This is a genomic window from Micromonospora rosaria (genome assembly GCF_001567585.1).
Classification (GTDB): Bacteria; Actinomycetota; Actinomycetes; order Mycobacteriales; family Micromonosporaceae; genus Micromonospora; species Micromonospora rosaria.
In genome coordinates this window covers 1-17,364 of the sequence record NZ_LRQV01000072.1, presented here as the reverse complement: position 1 = coordinate 17,364, position 17,364 = coordinate 1, and the positions used below count along the sequence as shown (strand labels likewise).

The window sequence follows — 17,364 nt, the reverse complement described above, 5'->3', positions numbered from 1 at the left end:
TCGGGTGGGACGGGTGGTGGTGGTCGTACGGGTGGCGGCCGGTCAGCCCAGGAGCCCGCGCAGGTAGGCCAGCCCGTCGAGGGCGAGCCGGTCCGGTGACGGGGCGAGGGGACGCCAGATCGACGCGGCGGTGGCGATCGTCTCGTTCTCCGCGGTGAACGACTCGATGCAGACCGCGCCCCGGTAGCCGGTGCCGGCCAGCACGGCGAACAGGCGGGGCCAGTCCAGGTGGTCGCTGCCCGGAGCGCCCCGGTTGGTGCCGCTGACCTGGACGTGCTTGATGTACGGGCCGGCGACGGCGAGCGCGCCGTACGGGTCGGCCTCCTCGATGTTCATGTGGTACGTGTCGATCATCAGACCGACGTTCGACGGCAGACCGTCGATCAGGTCCACCGCCTGGTCGATCGTGTTGACCACGCTGGTCTCGTACCGGTTGAGCGCCTCCACCCCGATGGACACGCCCCGCGCGCCGGCGTACTCGGCGACCGGTGCCAGCGCCCGACGGAAGTCCGCGTAGCAGGTGGCACGCTCGGCCGCCGTCATCCGCCAGGTCCGGCCGACCGAGGCGTAGACCGGACCGCCGACGCTCGGCGCGCCGACGGCCGCCGCACTGTCCACGCAGCCCTTCAGGTACGCCACGGTGGCCCGCACGACCGCCGGTGCGGCGTCGACCAGGTCCCGGCCGGGCGGGGTGACCGCGCAGACACCGGCCACGCTGAGCCCGTGTGCCGCGAGCAGGTCCCGGGTCCGGACCGGGTCCCAGTCCCCGGGCTGCTCGATCGGCAGCTCGACCGCGTCGAAGCCGAAGCCGGCGATGCGGGGTACCAGCTCGGCCAGGGCCGCGTCGTCGACCGGTGAGGTCCACACCCAGGGGTTGACGCCGATCTCGTACACCGGTGGCCTACTTCCAGCGCTGGGGGTACCCGGGCAGGTCGGTGCAGCCGCACATCGCGTAGTGCAGCGGCGGCATCTCCGGGTCGAGGTAGCGGTCCAGGTTCTCCTGGGTGACGGTCGGCTGCGGCAGCTTCCACGGGTCGGCCACCTGCGCACCGTCGAGGATCCGCAGGGCCGCGATGATCGGCGTACGCCACTGGTAGGTCGGGTAGGTCGGCGCGATGGCGGTGAGGCCGGCCTCCTTCCACACCTTGAGGAAGTCGAGCTGGTCCTCGCCGTTGATCGGCGGGACCGGCTTGCCGGCGTCCTGGAACGCCTCCACCGCCGCGACCGCGACCGCCCCGGCGTCCATCCAGACGCCGTCGATCGTGCCGTACCGCTGGAGGTAGTCGTCGACAATCTTCTTGGTCTTGGCCGGGTCGCCGTCGGTGAACTCGACGCCGACGACGTCCACGCCCGCCTTGTCGAACGCAACCTTCGCCGCCGACCAGCGCGTCTCCAGCACGTCGACGCCGGGCAGGATGCGCAGCGCGAGCAGTTTGCCACCGGGCTTCATCCGCTGGCTGACGAACTCGGCGCCCACGTGGCCGAAGCCGTACCCGCCGATGGGGTTGATGAAGGTCACCGGGCAGTCCGTGTCGACGCCGCGGTCGAAGACGATCACCGGCAGGCCGGTGCGGCAGGCGGCCTCCACCGCCGGGGTGAGGGTGGCGGTCGTGTTCGGCGAGACGATCAGGGCGTCGCAGTCGCGGCCGAGCAGGTCGTTGATGTCGGCGATCTGCTTCTGGTCCTTGCCCTCGGCCTCCACGTGCACGAATTCGGCGATCCGGTCTCCCTGCGCGGCCACCTCGGCCTGCATGGTCTTGAAGCCGACCTGTCGCCATGGGTTGTTCAGCGCGGCGTTGGAGAAGCAGATCCGGTGTGGGCCGGCCTTCCTGAACGAGGCGGTGTCCACCATCGCCGGGTCGAGCGCCTGCTCCCACGGTCGGTCCGCCGGGCCGGTCGGCGTGGCCTGCAACAGGGCCAACTCGGCGTCGTACGCGGACTGTTCGAAGAAGGCGGACTGCTCACCGGTGCCGGCCCCGGCGGGGGCGGACGAGGCACCGGACGGATTCGCCACCGGTTGGTCGGTGGCGCAGCCGGCGAGCGTCAGCAGTGTCACCGCGCCGAGCGCGGCCAGGCAGCGTTTCATCGGATCCCCTTATCTCGACGTGGAACGCCGGGCCGCGACCGCCACGGCGACCAGGATGATGACGCCCTGGACCGCCGGTCGGAGCGCACCCGAGATGCCGTAGAAGTTCATGAGCGCGAAGAGCAGTTCGAGGGTGGTGGCACCGAGCATCGCGCCGACGACCGAGCCCCGGCCGCCGCCCAACGCGACACCGCCGAGGACGACCGCGGTGATGGCACCGAACTCCAGGCCGGCGCCGGCCTGGAAGGAGACCCCGCTGTAGCCGCCGATCAGGATCGCCGCGATCGCCGCGGCGAGGCCGCTGAGGACGAAGGCGGCGGTGCGGGTACGCCACACGCGTACCCCGCTGAGTCGGGCGGTGCGCGGGTTGTCGCCGACGGCGATCAGGATGCGCCCGAAGTCGGCGCGGGTCAGCAGCACCGCCACCGTGGCGACGAGCACCAGGATCACCACCGCGTACGGGATGCGGCCGAGCAGCGGCACGTCCTCGACGGCGCGCCGGCCGTACTGCCGGAACTCCTCGGTGAGCCCGCCCTTCGGCGCCCCGTCGGACCAGAGGTAGACCGCCCCGACGAGGACCAGAAACATGCCGAGAGTGGTGACGAACGAGGGCACCCCCAGCCGCGTGGTGACCAGGCCGTTGACCAGGCCGACGAGCGCCCCGCCGACGAGCAGCACCAGCACCACCGGCCAGGTCCGTGTCGGGTCGCTGTCGATCAGCCGGGCCGCCACCACCACCTGCGCGGTGACCAGTGCGCCGACGGAGAGGTCGAACTCGCCGCAGACGATCACGAAGTACTGACCGGCCGCGAGCAGGATGATCGGCGCCGAGCGGCCGAGGAACGACATCAGCGACGGCGGGCTGAGGAAGTCGGGCTGGCGGGCGGTGATCAGGACCAGCAGCACCACCAGGATCGCCAGGATCGGTGCCAGGCCGCCGGGCCGGGCCCACTGCGCCGGCCGGAGCTGACGCCGGAGGGTCTGCGTACTCACCCGGCCACCTTCCGCAGGGTCCCCCGGGCGTAGACGGCCACGGCCGCGATGATGATCACGCCCCGGACCACCTGCTTGGCGAACGCGTCGACCGCGAGCTGGTTGAAGACGGCGTCGATGGCGGCCAGCAGCAACACCCCGCCGATCGTGCCGACCACACCGCCCCGGCCGCCGGCCAGCGCGGTGCCGCCGATCACCACGGCGGCGATCGACTCCAGGTCGTAGAGGCCCTCCGAGCCGACGCGCGGCGCACCCGAGCCGAGCCGGCTGGCGAGGTAGACGCCGGCGATCCCGGCGCAGAGCGAGCAGAGCACGTGCGCGGTCACCCGCACCCGGTGGGTGCGGACGCCGGAGAGCCGGGCGACCTCCTCGTCACCGCCGACGGCGAGCAGGTGGTGGCCGAACCTGGTCCGGGCCAGCGCGAACCAGCACGCCCCGGCCACCAGGAGCAGCAGCAGGAAGGCCAGCGGGACCGGACCGACGCGCTGGTAACCGAGGGTCTGCACGAGGGCCGGTGAGGTGGTGCCGGCCGGGCCGGCGTACCCGTTGTCGAGGTATCCCTTGAGCAGCAGCCCGACGCCGAGCGTCGCGATGAACGCGTTGATCCGTCCGGCGGTGACGAGCAGTCCGTTGAGCAGCCCGATTCCGGCGCTGACCAGCAGCGTCAGACCGATCGCGGGCAGCAGCGCGCTGTCCCGCCCGGCCATCGTCTCGGCGGCGACCAGCGTGCTCAGGCTGACCACGTACGCGACCGAGAGGTCCAGTGAGCCGCCGAGGATGACCAGGGTCTGCCCGACCGCGACGAAGCCCAGTCCGGCGGCGACGTGCAGCAGGCTCACCGTCGTCGACTGGTTGACGAGGTGACCGCCGTCGACCAGGACGACGAGCCAGCCGATCGCCCACGTGATAGCCAGGGCCACGAACACGCCCGGTACCGGGCGTCGGGCGGGCAGCAGCGACCGGGTGGTCACGCGGCGGTCTCCCGTGCCGTGCCGAGGGCGAGCCCGACGACGTCCTCCTCGCGCGCACCGGCGGGCAGTTCGCCCGCGATCCGGCCGTCGCGCATGACCACGATCCGGTCGCTCATGCCGAGCAGCTCGGGCAGGTCGGACGAGATCATCAGCACGGCGGCGCCGGCTGAGGCGAGGCGGCGGACCAGGTCGTGGATCGCCGACTTCGCCCCGACGTCGATACCTCGGGTCGGTTCGTCGAAGAGCAGGACCCGTGGGTGCAGGGCGAGCCATCGCGCCAGCACCACCTTCTGCTGGTTGCCGCCGGAGAGGAAACGGATCTCCTGGTGATCACCGGCGGAACGGACCTCGACGGCGGCGAGCAGCTCCCGGACCCGGGCGGTGCGGGCGGCTCGGCCGGACCGGAGCGGGAAGGCGGCGCGACCGGCCAGCAGCGCGTTGTCCAGCACCGACTGGCGGGCGATCGTACCCTCGCCCTTGCGGTCCTCGGTGACGTAGGCGATCCCGGCCCGCATCGCCGCGCGCGGGGAGCGCAGCCGGACCGGTCTGCCGTCCAGGCTGACCTCGCCGGTGGTGAACGGGGCCGCACCGAACAGGGCCCGGGCCAACGCGGAGCGGCCGGCGCCCTGGAGCCCGCCGACGCCGAGCAACTCCCCCGCCCGCAGGTCCAGGTCGATGTCGCGCACCCTGCGGTTCCCACCGCGCCGTACGGTGAGCCGGACCGCGCCGACGTCGCTCGGGGCGGCACGCGGCGGGTAGTAGTGCGACAGCTCCCGGCCGACCATGTGTCGGACCAGGTCGTCGGCGCTGGTGTCGGCGGTGTCCGTGGTGGTCACCCGGCGACCGTCCTTGAGGACGGTGATCCGGTCGGACAGGTCGAAGACCTCGGTGAGCCGGTGCGAGACGTAGAGGATGCCGATGCCCTGCTCCTGGAGCCGGCGCACCAGGGCGTAGAGCAGCGTCACCTCGTGGTCGGCCAGCGCGGCGGTCGGCTCGTCCATGATGATCAGCCGGGCGTCCAGGGCGAGCGCCTTGGCGATCTCCACGACCTGCTGTTGCGCCACGCTGAGCCGCCCCACCGCAGCGTCGGCCGGCAGGGCCGTCTCCCCGACCGAGGCCAGGAGCCGCCGGGTGCGCTCGCGCATCCGGCGGCGGTCGACCAGGCCGCGCCGGGTGGGCTCGTTGCCCAGGTACACGTTCTCCGCGACGGTGCGTTCCGGCAGCAGGTTGAACTCCTGGTGGATGATGCCGATGCCGGCCCGTCGGGCGTCGCGCGGGCCGCCGAAGACGCGCGGTTCGCCGTCGAACTCGACGGTGCCCGCGTCGGGGGCGTACCCCCCGGAGATGATCTTCATCAGGGTGGACTTGCCGGCGCCGTTCTCGCCGACCACGGCGTGCACCTCGCCCGCGCCGACGTCGAGACCCACCCCGTCGAGGACGCGGACGCCGAGGAAGGACTTGCTGATGCCCCGCAGCGCGAGCAGGGGCGTCGGACGCCGGTCTGACATCGTCGATGATCCTTACGGATAGTAGCCATAATCGGATTCCGCCCGACGCCGAAGAACCTCCAGCACGGACGGTCGATACCCGTTTCGCCAGTAGAGCGCGGCACTTCGTGTTCTCGTTCTCAAACTTCCGCTTGACACGACCGAAACATCACACGTATGAAGATAGATGTTCGGGTATGAGTTCGCAATCCCTGTCCTGCCAGGGACTTTGGGGCACCGTCTCATCGGCGAGGACAGGGACAGTCACACCTGCGCGGGAGTCAACGCCGGATCGGAGCCATCGTCCATGGCATCGTTAACATCCGACGTCATCTATGCATAACACACCCCGGCTCCCCACCCCACGGGGCGGCACCTCCGTCCGACATAACGGTGAGTCACATCCGGAGGCGTCGGCGCGCCACCCGTAGCCCCTGCCCGCCCAACGAGGAGACGCCATGCGTCGCACACCATCCATCATCGGCGTGATCGCGGGTCTGTTACTGACCTTCGCGGTCGTGAACCCGGCGGCGGCGGCTCCCGCCTTCCGGGCCCTGCTGTTCACCAAGACCGCCGGTTACCGGCACGACTCCATCCCGGCCGGCGTCGCGATGTTCCAGCAGCAGGCGGCGGCCAACAACTTCGAGCTGGTGCACAGCGAGGACCCGGCCGTGTTCACCCCGGCCACCCTCGCCACCTTCGACGTCCTCGTGATGTTCCAGACCTCCGGCATGGTCTGGACCTCGGCCGCCCAACGCCAGGCGGTGGAGGGATTCCTCGCCTCCGGCAAGGGGATCGTCGCGATCCACAACGCCACCGACATGGGCATCGAGGGCGAGTACCCGTGGTGGGACCAGACCGTCAACGGCGGCGCGCACATGCCGGAGCACTCCCCCGGCGTCCTGCCCGGCACCGCCATCGTGGCCGACAGGAAGCACCCGTCCACGGCCACCCTGCCGGATCGCTGGAACCGCAGCGAGGAGTGGTACAACTTCGACAAGAACCCGCGCGGTGACGTGCACGTGCTGGTCACCGCGGACGAACGGACCTACAACCCGGGCTCCCGGGCGATGGGCCCGGACCACCCGATCTCCTGGTGCCGTGCCGTCGGCGGCGGTCGGGTCTGGGCCACCGCCATGGGCCACGCCGTCGAGTCCTACAGCGAGACCCACTTCCGCAACCACGTGCTCGGCGGGGTGAAGTGGGCCGCCGGTAACGAGCCCGGGGACTGCGGCGGCACGGTCTGGGGCAACTTCGAGAAACGCTCGCTGGACACCGACACCGTCGACCCGATGGCGCTGGCGGTGGCCCCCGACGGGCGGGTGATCTACGTCCAGCGCGGCGGCCAGGTCAAGATCTTCAAGCCGAGTACGAACAGCACCGTCACCGCCGGCACGCTCAGCGTCTACACCGGCGGCGAGGACGGCCTCACCGGGCTGGCCCTGGACCCGAACTTCGCCACCAACGGGTACGTCTACCTGTACCACTCGCCGGCCGGCAGCAGCACGGACGTCAACCGGGTCTCCCGCATCACCCTCAGCGGCGACACGCTGACCATGTCCAGCCAGGTCACGATCATCGACATCCCGGCCTACCGCGACCGCACCTACCCGGAACCGGGGCACACCGGCGGGTACATGGAGTTCGGGCCGGACGGCAACCTCTACATCGGCACCGGGGACGACGTGCCGCCGAACCTCGACCCCAACTGGCAGGGCTACGCCCCGCTGGACTGGCGGTCGGGCAAGCACATGCTCGACGCCGCCCGTACCGCCGGCAACACCAACGACCTGCGGGGCAAGCTGCTGCGCATCCGACCGTCGGCCGGCGGCGGCTACACCGTCCCGGCGGGCAACCTCTATCCGCAGGGCACCGCGCAGACCCGGCCGGAGATCTACGCGATGGGCTTCCGCAACCCGTTCCGCTTCTCCATCGACCCGGCCAACGGCTGGGTCTACCTGGCCGACTACGGGCCGGACCGGAACCCGCCGACCACCAACCGGGGCCCGGAGGGGCTCGTCGAGCTGAACGTGATCAAGTCTCCCGGCAACTACGGCTGGCCGTTCTGCCACGGTGACAACCAGCCCTACGCGCCGTACAACCCGGACACCGGCGCGGTCGGCGCGAAGTTCAACTGCTCCGCCCCGGTCAACAACTCCCCCAACAACACCGGCCTGACCAGCCTCCGGCCGGTGGTCGCGCCGAACATCTGGTACGGCTACGGCACCTCGCCGACCTTCCCCGAGCTGGGCTCCGGCGGCTCCGCGCCGATGGGCGGGCCGGTCTACCGCTACAACGCGGCGAACCCGTCGGCGACCAAGTTCCCGCCCTACTACGACGGCGTGCACTTCTTCTACGAGTGGTCCCGCAACTACCTCAAGGAGGTGCACTTCGACTCGGCCAGCGCGGTCACCCGCACCAACCCGTTCCTGCCCACCACCCGGTTCAACAAGCCGATGGACCTGGAGTTCGGCCCGGACGGATCGCTCTACCTGCTGGAGTGGGGCACCAACTTCGGCGGCGGCAACAGCGACTCGGGCCTCTACCGGATCGACTACGTGCAGGGTGGACGATCCCCGATCGCCACGGCCACCGGTACGCCCACCAGCGGCAACGCCCCGCTGACCGTGCAGTTCTCCAGCGCCGGGTCGGCGGACCCCGACCCCGGTGACACGATCAGCTACCAGTGGACCTTCGGTGACGGCACCACCTCCACGGCGGCCAACCCGTCGCACGTCTACACCGCCAACGGCAACTACACCGCCCAGCTCAAGGTCACCGACAGCACCGGCAAGACCGGCTTCGCCAACGTCGCGATCACCGTCGGCAACACCGCTCCGGTGGTCACCATCACCACCCCGGCCCACGGCGGCATGCTCACCTTCGGTGACCGGGTCCCGTACCAGATCACCGTCTCCGACCCGGGCGGGGCGGCGATCGACTGCGCCACGGTGATCCTCAACCCGGCGCTCGGGCACGACGACCACGCGCACGAGACCACCGACCTGCCCGGCTGCTCCGGCACCATCCCCACCGACCTGCTCGGCGGGCATCCGGACGGCGCCAACCTGTTCTACGTGCTCAACGCGCGGTACACCGACAACGGCGGGGCGGGCGGGGCCGCACCGCTGACCGGGCACGCACAGGTGATCCTCCAGCCCAAGCACAAGCAGGCCGAGTACCACAGCAGCCAGTCCGGCACCCGGGTGGTCGACCAGGCCGGCGCGGAGAGCGGCAGGCGGGTCGGGGACATCTCCCACAACGACTGGGTGGCCTTCACCCCGATGAGCCTCTCCGGCATCAACACGGTCAGCTACCGGCTGTCGTCGCCGTCCGGTGGCGGCACGATCGAACTCCGGGCCGGCTCGCCCACCGGTACGCTGCTGGCCACCACGCCGGTGCCGGCCACCGGCGGCTGGGACAACTACCAGTCGACGCCACCGGTGAACGTCACCGCCCTGGCCGGTACGCACACCCTGTACCTGGTCTTCAAGGGCAGCGGCAACAACTGGTTCGATCTCGACTCGCACACGTTCGGCGGTGCGGGGGTCGGTGTCGGTGGCGGGGTGGCCGGGCGGACCTGGACCCTCACCGCGCAGCACAGCGGCAAGGTGATGGACGTCAACGGGGTCTCCACCGCCGACGGCGCCCAGATCCACCAGTGGGCCGCCAGCGGCGGGAACAACCAGAAGTGGCAGGCCGTCGACGCCGGCAACGGTGCGGTCACTCTCAAGGCGGTGCACAGCGGCAAGTGCGCGGAGATCGTCGGCTCCTCCACCAGCGCGGGCGCCTTCCTCCAGCAGGCCACCTGCGGCACCGGCAACCAGCAGAGGTTCACCGTCACGGCGACCGGCACCAGCGGCGTCTACACGGTCCGGAGCGTGCTGAGCGGCCTCTGCCTGGACGTCAACGGCGCCGCCACCACCGACGGCGCCCGGCTGGTGCAGTGGACCTGCCACGGCGGCACCAACCAGCAGTGGCGGTTCGGCGCGGCCTGACGACCGCGACGGTGATCCGCCGATGACACCGGTCGGGACCGGCCCCCGCACCACGGGAGCCGGTCCCGATCGCCGTGCCCGTCGGGCACGAGACGGTGCGGCTCAGTGGCCGTCGGACTCGGCCAGCGGTGCGCCGGCACGCCCGCCGTGACCGTTCAGGGCGGTGCCGCCGACCGTGGCGCCGGTCGGCAGGTACGCCGGCCGGGCCGGTGCCGAGGCGGCGTCCTCCGGCAGCAGCCGCCGCCCCGCCGACGTGGGCCGGACGTCGGGCCCGTCGGTGCTGCGGGCCGCCGGATGCCGGACCGACGCGCGGATGGCGCGCTCGTCGACGCGTACGCCGAGCCCCGGCGCGTCGCCGAGGACGAAGGCACCCTCCTCGACGTGCAGGTCGACGGTGACACCGACCGGTGGACGCAGGTCCTGCAACTCGCTGGTCAGGTGGTTCGGCACCGACGTCGCGGCGTGCAGCAGCCCGACCGGGCTGTTGCCGATCGGGCTGACCGGCAGGTCGTGGGCGTGCGCGAGGGCCGACGTACGCAGGAAGTGGGTGACTCCCCAGACGGCGGCCGTCTGGACGATGTCGACCGCCCCGGCGGCGATCAGCGGGCGGTACTGCTCCAGCCCGGTGAGGTTCTCCCCGGTGGCGACCGAGGCGCGCACGCCCCGCCCGACCGTGGCCAGGCCCTCGGCGTCCCACCGGCGGACGGGCTCCTCGATCCAGATCAGATCGAGGGTGCGTTCGAGTTCACCGACGTGGCGGACCGCCTGCTTGCGGGTCCACGCCTCGTTGACGTCGAGCATGAGACCGGGCCGCCGTCCGTGCCCGGCCTCGGTCAGCACCTCCTCGACCAGCCCCAGGCGACGCCGGTCGCGGGCGATGTCCAGACCGCCCTTGAGCTTCGCGGCGCGCAGCCCGTGCGCGGCGTACGCGCGGTAGGTGGCGACCAGTTCCTCGTCGGTCAGGCCGATGTCCAGACCGGAGGCGTACGCGGGGACCCGTCGGTCGCGTCCGCCCAGCAGTCGCCACAGCGGCTGGCCGGCGGCCTGCGCCTTGATGTCCCAGAGGGCGGTGTCGAGCGCGCCGATGGTGCCGAAGACGGAGCCCGCGTGTCCGGCCTTGAAGCTGTGGCGCAGCATCCGGTCGTAGAGCGTCGTCACGGCGCGCGGGTCCTCGCCGTCGACGGCCGCGAAGATCCGTTCGATCTCCACGTGCGGGCCGAGTCCGACTCCGGAGATCCCCTCGTCGGTGTCGACGACGACGATCGACACCGGGACCACCCCGTCGGCGAGGACGCCGTTGGCGTCACCGACGGGGCGTCCCCATTCCTGCACCGTGGTGAGCGTCCGATATCCGGTGATCCGCATGTCAGCCCTTCGTGGAGCCGGCGGCGACGCCGTCGGCGATCTGGCGCTGGAGGAAGAGGTAGACCAGCAGGACGGGGAGGGCGGCGATCAGCACCCCGGAGGCGAAGGTCGGGACGTCGGCGGAGTACTGCCCGCGCAGCGAGGTCACGCCCACCATCAGGGTGCGCTGGTCGGCCGAGGGCATCATCACCAGCGACATGAGCACGTCGTTCCAGCAGAACAGGGCGTCGAGGATGCCGACGGAGAGCAGCGCCGGGGTGCCCAGCGGCAGCATGATCCGGCGGTACACGCCGTAGAGGCTGTTGCCGTCGATCCGGGCCGCGTCGATGATCTCCGGCGGGATCGACCGGTAGTAGCTGGTCATCAGGAAGACGGTGAACGGCAGGAACTGGGCGACGTAGACGAGGACCAGCCCGGGGTAGGTGTCGATCAGCGCGGTGTCGGCCATGATCCGGGCGAGCGGCACCATGATCACTTGGAACGGCACGAAGAGGCCCGCGAGGCAGCCGAGGAACAGCGCCCGCGACCCCCGGAACCGCACCTGGCTCAGGGCGAAGCCCGCCATCGAGCCGAGCAGCAACAGCAGGAGCACCGACGACGACACCACGATCAGCGAGTTGACGACGTACCGGCTCATGCCGACGCTGCTCCACGCCGTCTCGATGTTGTCCCAGCGCAGCCTGTCGGTCAGGGCGAAGCGGTCGAGGATGTAGTCGCGCCGGGTCTTCATCGCGACGTTCGCGGTGAACAGCAGGGGGTAGATCGTCGCCAGGGCGAGCACCAGCATCGGGACGGCGATCAGCCACCGCCCCGGCCGCAGGCGTGACATCAGTTCTCCCTTCCGGCCCGGCTGAGCAGCTTGATCTGCACCAGCCCCACCACGAGCATGATCACGAAGAGGACCGTCGAGGCGGCCGAGGCGAGGGCGGGACGGTTCATCTGGCCCTGCTGGATCCAGATGTAGTACTCCGGCAGGTACGTGGACCCCTCCGGGCCGCCGCTGGTCATCACGAACAGCAGGCCGAACATCGAGGTCAGCATCCCGATCATCGTGGTCACGAAGACGAACTGGATGGTCCGGGACAGCCCCGGGACGATCACGTGCCGGATCACCTGGGGCAGCGAGGCCCCGTCCACCCGGGCCGCGTCCAGCAGGGCGGCGTCGAGGGTCGCGAAGCCGGCGAGGAAGACCACCAGGGACATCCCGAAGGTGGCCCAGACGTGCACGCCGACCACCACGAACATCGCGATGTCCGGGTCGCCGAGCCAGTCGACCGGCCCGACGCCGGCCGGGCCGAGGAGCGTGTTGATCGGGCCGTCCACCGCCAGCAGGAGATTGAAGATCGCGCCGACGATGACCGGGGAGAGCACGGCCGGAAAGAAGTAGACGCCGCGGTAGAGCCGGTGCCCGGGGACCCGGAGATAGATGAAGGTCGCCAGCAGGCCGGGGATCGCCACCGCCACCGGCAGCAGCAGCACCAGCCGGCCGACGTTGCCCAACGCGGTCCGGAACAGCGGGTCGGCGAGCAGCTCCCGGTAGTTGTCGACGCCCACCGCCGTGCCGTCGCGCGCCCCGTCGCCGGTGAACGAGAAGTTGACGCCGAGCAGCAGCGGGTACAGCCGCAGCACCACGATGATCAGCACGGCCGGGGCGACCAGGACGTACGGTGCGAGGCGCTCGGAGCGGAAGCGGCCGGCGGCCCGCGCCGCACCGGTCCGGCGACGGTCGCCGCCGGTCGCCGCGTCGGTCCGTCCGGCCGGAGCCGGACGGACCGAGGGTTGCGCGTTTCCGATCGGCACGAACTCAGCCCGCCTGGTCGGAGGCGGCCAGTTGCCGCACCACCTCGTCGACGGTGGCCGAGCCGCTGAGCAGTTGCTGGGACAGTCGGCCCATCAGGTCCAGGGTCTTCGAGGAGAGCGCCACGTGCAGGGCCGGCTTGCCGCCCCCGGTCGCGGCCACGATGCCGGCCACCGCCGGGCCGCCCTGCGACACGTCGATCGTGGTGTCGGCGGCGACGGCACCCGCGTCCGCGTAGAAGGCCTTGAGCGCCTCGGTCGAGGTGAGCGAGCGGACCAGGTCGGCGGCGACCTTCGGGTCCTTGGTCCACTTCGCCACCGCGTAGCCGATCCCACCGTCGTAGGGCAGGCTCGGGGTGGTGCCCTCGGTGACCACCGGGGCGGTCATCACGCCGAGCTTCTCCGGCGTCAGGAACTCGTTGAAGTCCTTCCAGTGCCCGACGTCCGACATCAGCCCGATGACGTGGGCGGCCCTGCCGGACTGGAAGAGGGCGAACCCGTCGTTGAACATCGCGGTCGAGTTGGCGCCGTCGGTGTTCAGTCCGGCGTCGCCGGCCTGCTGCCAGAGCTGGAAGATCCGCTTGACGTGCGGCGAGTTCCAGTCGCGTTTGCCGGCGATCCAGTCGTCGTACTCCTGCGCGGTGAGCACGGCGGAGCCCAGTGCGGAGAGCCAGAACTGGATGCCGGCGCCCTCCTTGTTGCCCAGCGCGAAGCACTTGGCGCCGGCCTTGGCGAGGGCGGCGCAGTCGCTGAGGAACCCGGTCCAGGTCGTGGCCGGTGCGGCGGGGTCGAGCCCGGCCTTCTCGTACAGCGCCTTGTTGTAGTAGACGGGGTGGCCCTGCAACGTCACCGGGCCGGCGTAGGTGCGGCCGTCCTCGGTGAAGGCGTCCCAGCCGGCCAGCCGCTGCCGGTCCTCGGCGAGGTACTCGTCCAGCGGCACCAGCGCGTCGACCCGGTCACGGATCTGACCGCCGCCGTTGAACAGCATGACGTCCGGGCCCTTGCCGGCCTGGATCGCCGCGCCCAGCAGGGTGTAGTACTGGTCGAACGGCTGCGCGACGAACTCGACCGTCACGTCCGGGTGTTTCGTGGCGAAATCCGCCTTGGCCTTGTCGAGGTACGCGGCGGCGGACGCCTCGCCGGACTTCCAGTCCCACACGACCAGCTTGCCCTCGGCGCCACCGGCGGACCCGCCCGATCCGGTGGCGCTTCCACAGCCGGCCATCGCGACCAGGCCCACAACGAGGACGGCGGACCACAATGCGCGCTGTTTCATCGTTGTTCACCTCTGAACGGGAATGGCCGACGGCTCCACCGCAGACCAACAGTGTGCGGAAACGTAACTCGTATGACGTCTGACGTCAACGATCGGACGTACACTGACCACCGGACGTCGTGCCACGGCAAGCACATCGGAGGGGACATGACGCCATCGCAGGAGACGACCGTGGACACCTCGGCCACCCCGGCCTGGACCCGCCGGCCGCAGAACCTGGCGCGCGCCGTCACCGCCGAGCTGGTGCAGCGGATCGTGCGCGGGATGCACCCGTCCGGGTCGCCCCTGCCCCCCGAGCCCGTGCTGTGCGAGACCTTCTCGGTGAGCCGGACCGTGGTCCGCGAAGCGGTCAAGGTCCTCCAGGAGAAGGGCCTGGTGCAGGTACGCCAGGGCGCCGGCACCACGGTCACCCCGCCCTCGATGTGGGACATGCTCGACGAACTCGTCCTCGCCGCCACCATCGCCGAGGACGACAGCCTCGCCATCCTGGACGACCTGGTGGTCACCCGGCGGCTGCTGGAATCGGACATGGCGCACGTGGCCGCCCGGCAGGCCGACGCCGAGACCGTCGAGCGCCTGCGCGCGCTGGTCGACCGGATGGACGAACTCGTCGACGACCAGGTCGCCTACCACGAGCACGACCGGGCCTTCCACGACACGGTGATGCAGGCGTCCGGCAACCGGATCGCCCGTGGGGTGGTCCGCTCGCTGGAGAGCCAGGTCGCCAACACCGCCCGGTACATGGGCCGCACCCAGCGCTCGCTCTGCGTGGCGTCCAACCGGGGGCACCGCCGCATCTACGAGCGGATCGCCGCCCGGGACCCGGCCGGTGCCGCCGACGCGATGTTCACCCACATCACCGAGGCGTGGCTGGTGCGGCGCAAGGGCTCCGGCAAGCCGACCCGACTGCAACGGTGAACCCACCTTTCCACTCGCCGCCGGGCAGCCGTCACCGGTCGTCGACCGGTGACGGCTGCCGTCTGGATCCCGCCTTCCTCCGGGGTCAGGAGAACTGCGCGAAGAACCGCCAGATCTCACCCTTGGTCCAGGTGGTGACGCCGCTCTCGGCGTACGTGCCGTCCACCGGGCCGGGCATGTGCCCGTTGTCGAAGGCCGCCCACTGCACCGGGTAGCCCGACCGGCAGCCGGAGTACGCGGTGGTGATGTGGGTGCGGCTGCCAGCACCGGGCTCCGGCGGGTTCTGCGCCGCGCACCCGTTGTTGCGGACGAACGTGTCGCGCAGCGCCCGCCCCTGACCGATGCTGAGGACGTTGTCCGAGATGCCGTGCAGGCCGAAGTACGCGATCGGCTGCGTGCCGCCGGAGCAGCCGCTGATCTGCGCAGCGGCGATCACCGCGACGGCGCGGAACACGTCGGCCCGCGCGCAGGCCAGGGCGTAGCTCATGCCGCCGCCCCAACTGAAGCCGGTGGCGAAGCGCTGTCTCGGGTTGACGCAGAGGTCGCCCTCGATCCGCCGGATCATGTCGTCGACGAAGGTGACGTCCTCGCCACCGGCGTTGCCCCAGCCGTTGCCAAGCCCCTGCGGCGCGACCAGGATCGCGCTGTTGTTGGACTGCTCCTGCTGGCCGTAGTACGACCACGCGGCCCCGCTGGTGCCGCCGGAGGAGACGTCCTGCATGGTGCCGCCGCGCCAGTGGAAGGCGAAGATCAGCCGGTACGGGTTGTTCGGCTGGTAGTTGGCGGGTACGCGCAGGATGAACGACCGGCTCTTGCCGCCGCTCTGGATCGTGTGCGTACCGCTGGACAGGGTGGGGGTACGGCCACATCCGGTGCCGCCCGGCGGCGGGTTGGACCCGTCGACGCGGACGAGCTGCCACTGCTGGTTGCCACCGTTCCAGTCGGCGTACTGGACGATGTTCGCGCCGTCGGCGGTCGACGCGCCCTGGACCTCGACCACCTTGCCGCTGTGTCGGCTCACCAGCCGGACGTGGCCGCCGTCCGAGTCGGCCAACCGGAACTGCTGGTTGGTCCCGTTGGTGTCCGACCAGGTGACGATCGCGCCACCGTCGGCGGTGGACCAGTTGTGCACGTCGAGGACCTTGCCGGAGTGCCGGGACTTGAGCCGGTAGTAGCCGCCGCCGGAGTCGACGAACTGCCACTGCTGGTTCGCGCCGTTGTTGCGCGTCCACTGGGTGATCCGCGCGCCGTCGGTGGTGGCCGAGGCGTACAGGTCCAACGCCTTGCCGCTGGTCCGGTTCACCAGCACGTACCAGGCGTTGGTGTCGACCGTCGCGGCGGACGCGGGCGTGGCGCTCACCGCCACGACCGTGCCGGCCGCCATGACCACGGCGAGCGCGGCGGCCAGTCCGGATCGTCGACCGCGTCTCGGCGGGGAGGCGGGACGGGCCTCGCCGATGACTGTCATGGTTCACTCCTTCGGTCGGGGTCGCCTGCGGGCGGGACCGCCCGCGCGCGCCCGGCTGGGGTGCCGAAGTCCGGTGGTGGCGTCAGCACGTCGGTGTGTCGTGGGGAGATCCGGTCGGCGGCGCCCGATCCGGCGACACAAGCCCACGAACGGAGCAGGTCCACCAGGCCGGGGCGCGGTGTCGACGCCGGACGACCGACCCGCTCTCTCATCGAAATCTAACGATGCAGACGTCATACGTCAAACGACAGATGTACCTGGACTCCGGTCCGGCCCGACAACGGCCGCGCCGCGCCTCGCGGTACACGGGACTGGCGCGGCGCGGATCACGGACCTCGACCCGGGCGGGGAACAGCGGACCGTGGTCGCCACGGGCGCGGCGGACCTCCCGGCCCGCAGGCTCTACGCGCGTCTCAATTTCCGCCTGACCGGCGAGCGCGAGGTCGTCCCCGGCCTCCGGGTCGCCGAGGGCCACCATCTCACCGGGCACCGGGCACCGGGCACCGGGGCCGGCCTGGCCACCACCGGGCCCGCCGGTCCGTCGGTGGGCTGGCGGGCCGTTCCGGCGGTGGGCTAGACCGGTCGGCGGCCGGCGAAGCCGCACTCCACCCGGTGGTACCAGCGCAGGTCGGTGTCCCCCTCCAGCCAGCACCAGAGCACCGGGCGGCCGTCGCGCTCCCCGGGGAAGTCGAGCAGCACCGGCGCGATGCCCTTGACCTGGATGTCGTGCCCGTTCAGCTCCTCCAGCACGGCGTGCAGCCGCGCCTCCAGGGCCTTCACCTCGGGCCGGCCGCCGAGCACGGAGACGCCGTGCGCGGCCAGGTCGGCCCGCAGCTCGGTCAGGTCGGCCCGGATCCGGATCAGCTCGTCGACCCGGGGGCGCAGGGTGGAGACCAGGGAGCGGGCCTGGGCGAGAGTGAACACCGCGCCAGTATGCGGCACGACGACACCGGCCGATCGACCGCCGGCACCATCGGCGGGCCCGGCCGGGTGCTCAGTCGGCCC

At 71.3% G+C, this 17,364-nt stretch carries 13 protein-coding genes; 2 read left to right on the top strand and 11 right to left on the bottom strand.

The features are described 5' to 3' along the window. Positions 1-42: 42 nt before the first annotated feature. Genes AWW66_RS18965 through AWW66_RS18945 form a run of 5 tightly spaced genes read right to left on the bottom strand, consistent with a single transcriptional unit; the run spans position 43 to position 5,558 of the window. Positions 43-894, bottom strand: a complete 852-nt coding sequence (locus AWW66_RS18965; RefSeq protein WP_067368090.1) for a sugar phosphate isomerase/epimerase family protein — start codon at positions 892-894, stop codon at positions 43-45. Between the two features lie 7 nt (positions 895-901). Continuing rightward, positions 902-2,086 (bottom strand): substrate-binding domain-containing protein, encoded by a 1,185-nt coding sequence (locus tag AWW66_RS18960; RefSeq protein ID WP_067368087.1) that lies wholly within the window; start codon positions 2,084-2,086, stop codon positions 902-904. A 9-nt stretch (positions 2,087-2,095) separates the two neighbouring features. Then, positions 2,096-3,079 (bottom strand): ABC transporter permease, encoded by a 984-nt coding sequence (locus tag AWW66_RS18955; RefSeq protein ID WP_067368084.1) that lies wholly within the window; start codon positions 3,077-3,079, stop codon positions 2,096-2,098. Beyond that, positions 3,076-4,050, bottom strand: coding sequence for an ABC transporter permease (locus tag AWW66_RS18950; protein WP_067368081.1), 975 nt, complete (start codon positions 4,048-4,050; stop codon positions 3,076-3,078). Before AWW66_RS18950 ends, AWW66_RS18955 begins: the two co-directional genes overlap by 4 nt. Then, complete coding sequence (locus AWW66_RS18945; protein ID WP_067368080.1) at positions 4,047-5,558, bottom strand: sugar ABC transporter ATP-binding protein; 1,512 nt, start codon at positions 5,556-5,558, stop codon at positions 4,047-4,049. Before AWW66_RS18945 ends, AWW66_RS18950 begins: the two co-directional genes overlap by 4 nt. Positions 5,559-5,995: 437 nt before the next feature. On the opposite strand from AWW66_RS18945, the gene AWW66_RS18940 reads away from it, so the two are divergent. Further along, positions 5,996-9,535: a ThuA domain-containing protein gene (locus tag AWW66_RS18940; protein ID WP_067368073.1), complete on the top strand. Its 3,540-nt coding sequence runs from the start codon at positions 5,996-5,998 to the stop codon at positions 9,533-9,535. Positions 9,536-9,637: 102 nt separating this feature from the next. Here AWW66_RS18940 and AWW66_RS18935 read toward each other — a convergent pair whose 3' ends face one another. The 4 genes from AWW66_RS18935 to AWW66_RS18920 are packed head-to-tail and all read right to left on the bottom strand — an operon-like array spanning position 9,638 to position 13,973. Continuing rightward, the gene (locus AWW66_RS18935; protein ID WP_083978622.1) at positions 9,638-10,900 is read right to left on the bottom strand and encodes a mandelate racemase/muconate lactonizing enzyme family protein; all 1,263 of its coding nucleotides are present in this window, start codon (positions 10,898-10,900) and stop codon (positions 9,638-9,640) included. Between the two features lies 1 nt (position 10,901). Next, entirely contained in the window at positions 10,902-11,729 is an 828-nt protein-coding gene (locus tag AWW66_RS18930; RefSeq protein ID WP_067368071.1) for a carbohydrate ABC transporter permease, read from the bottom strand. Next, a complete protein-coding gene (locus AWW66_RS18925) occupies positions 11,729-12,700 on the bottom strand; it encodes a carbohydrate ABC transporter permease (RefSeq protein WP_083978621.1) in 972 nt (323 codons plus the stop codon). Before AWW66_RS18925 ends, AWW66_RS18930 begins: the two co-directional genes overlap by 1 nt. 4 nt (positions 12,701-12,704) lie before the next feature. Then, complete coding sequence (locus AWW66_RS18920) at positions 12,705-13,973, bottom strand: ABC transporter substrate-binding protein (RefSeq protein WP_067368069.1); 1,269 nt, start codon at positions 13,971-13,973, stop codon at positions 12,705-12,707. Positions 13,974-14,120: 147 nt separating this feature from the next. Between AWW66_RS18920 and AWW66_RS18915 the strand changes: the two genes are divergently transcribed. Beyond that, positions 14,121-14,891, top strand: a complete 771-nt coding sequence (locus AWW66_RS18915; RefSeq protein ID WP_083978620.1) for a FadR/GntR family transcriptional regulator — start codon at positions 14,121-14,123, stop codon at positions 14,889-14,891. 85 nt (positions 14,892-14,976) lie between these two features. Here the strand turns inward: AWW66_RS18915 and AWW66_RS18910 are convergent, their stop codons facing one another. Both AWW66_RS18910 and AWW66_RS18900 read right to left on the bottom strand, forming a co-directional pair. After that, positions 14,977-16,359: an RICIN domain-containing protein gene (locus AWW66_RS18910; protein WP_067368066.1), complete on the bottom strand. Its 1,383-nt coding sequence runs from the start codon at positions 16,357-16,359 to the stop codon at positions 14,977-14,979. Positions 16,360-16,932: 573 nt separating this feature from the next. Beyond that, entirely contained in the window at positions 16,933-17,283 is a 351-nt protein-coding gene (locus AWW66_RS18900; protein WP_067368062.1) for a DUF2203 domain-containing protein, read from the bottom strand. Between the last annotated feature and the right edge of the window lie 81 nt (positions 17,284-17,364).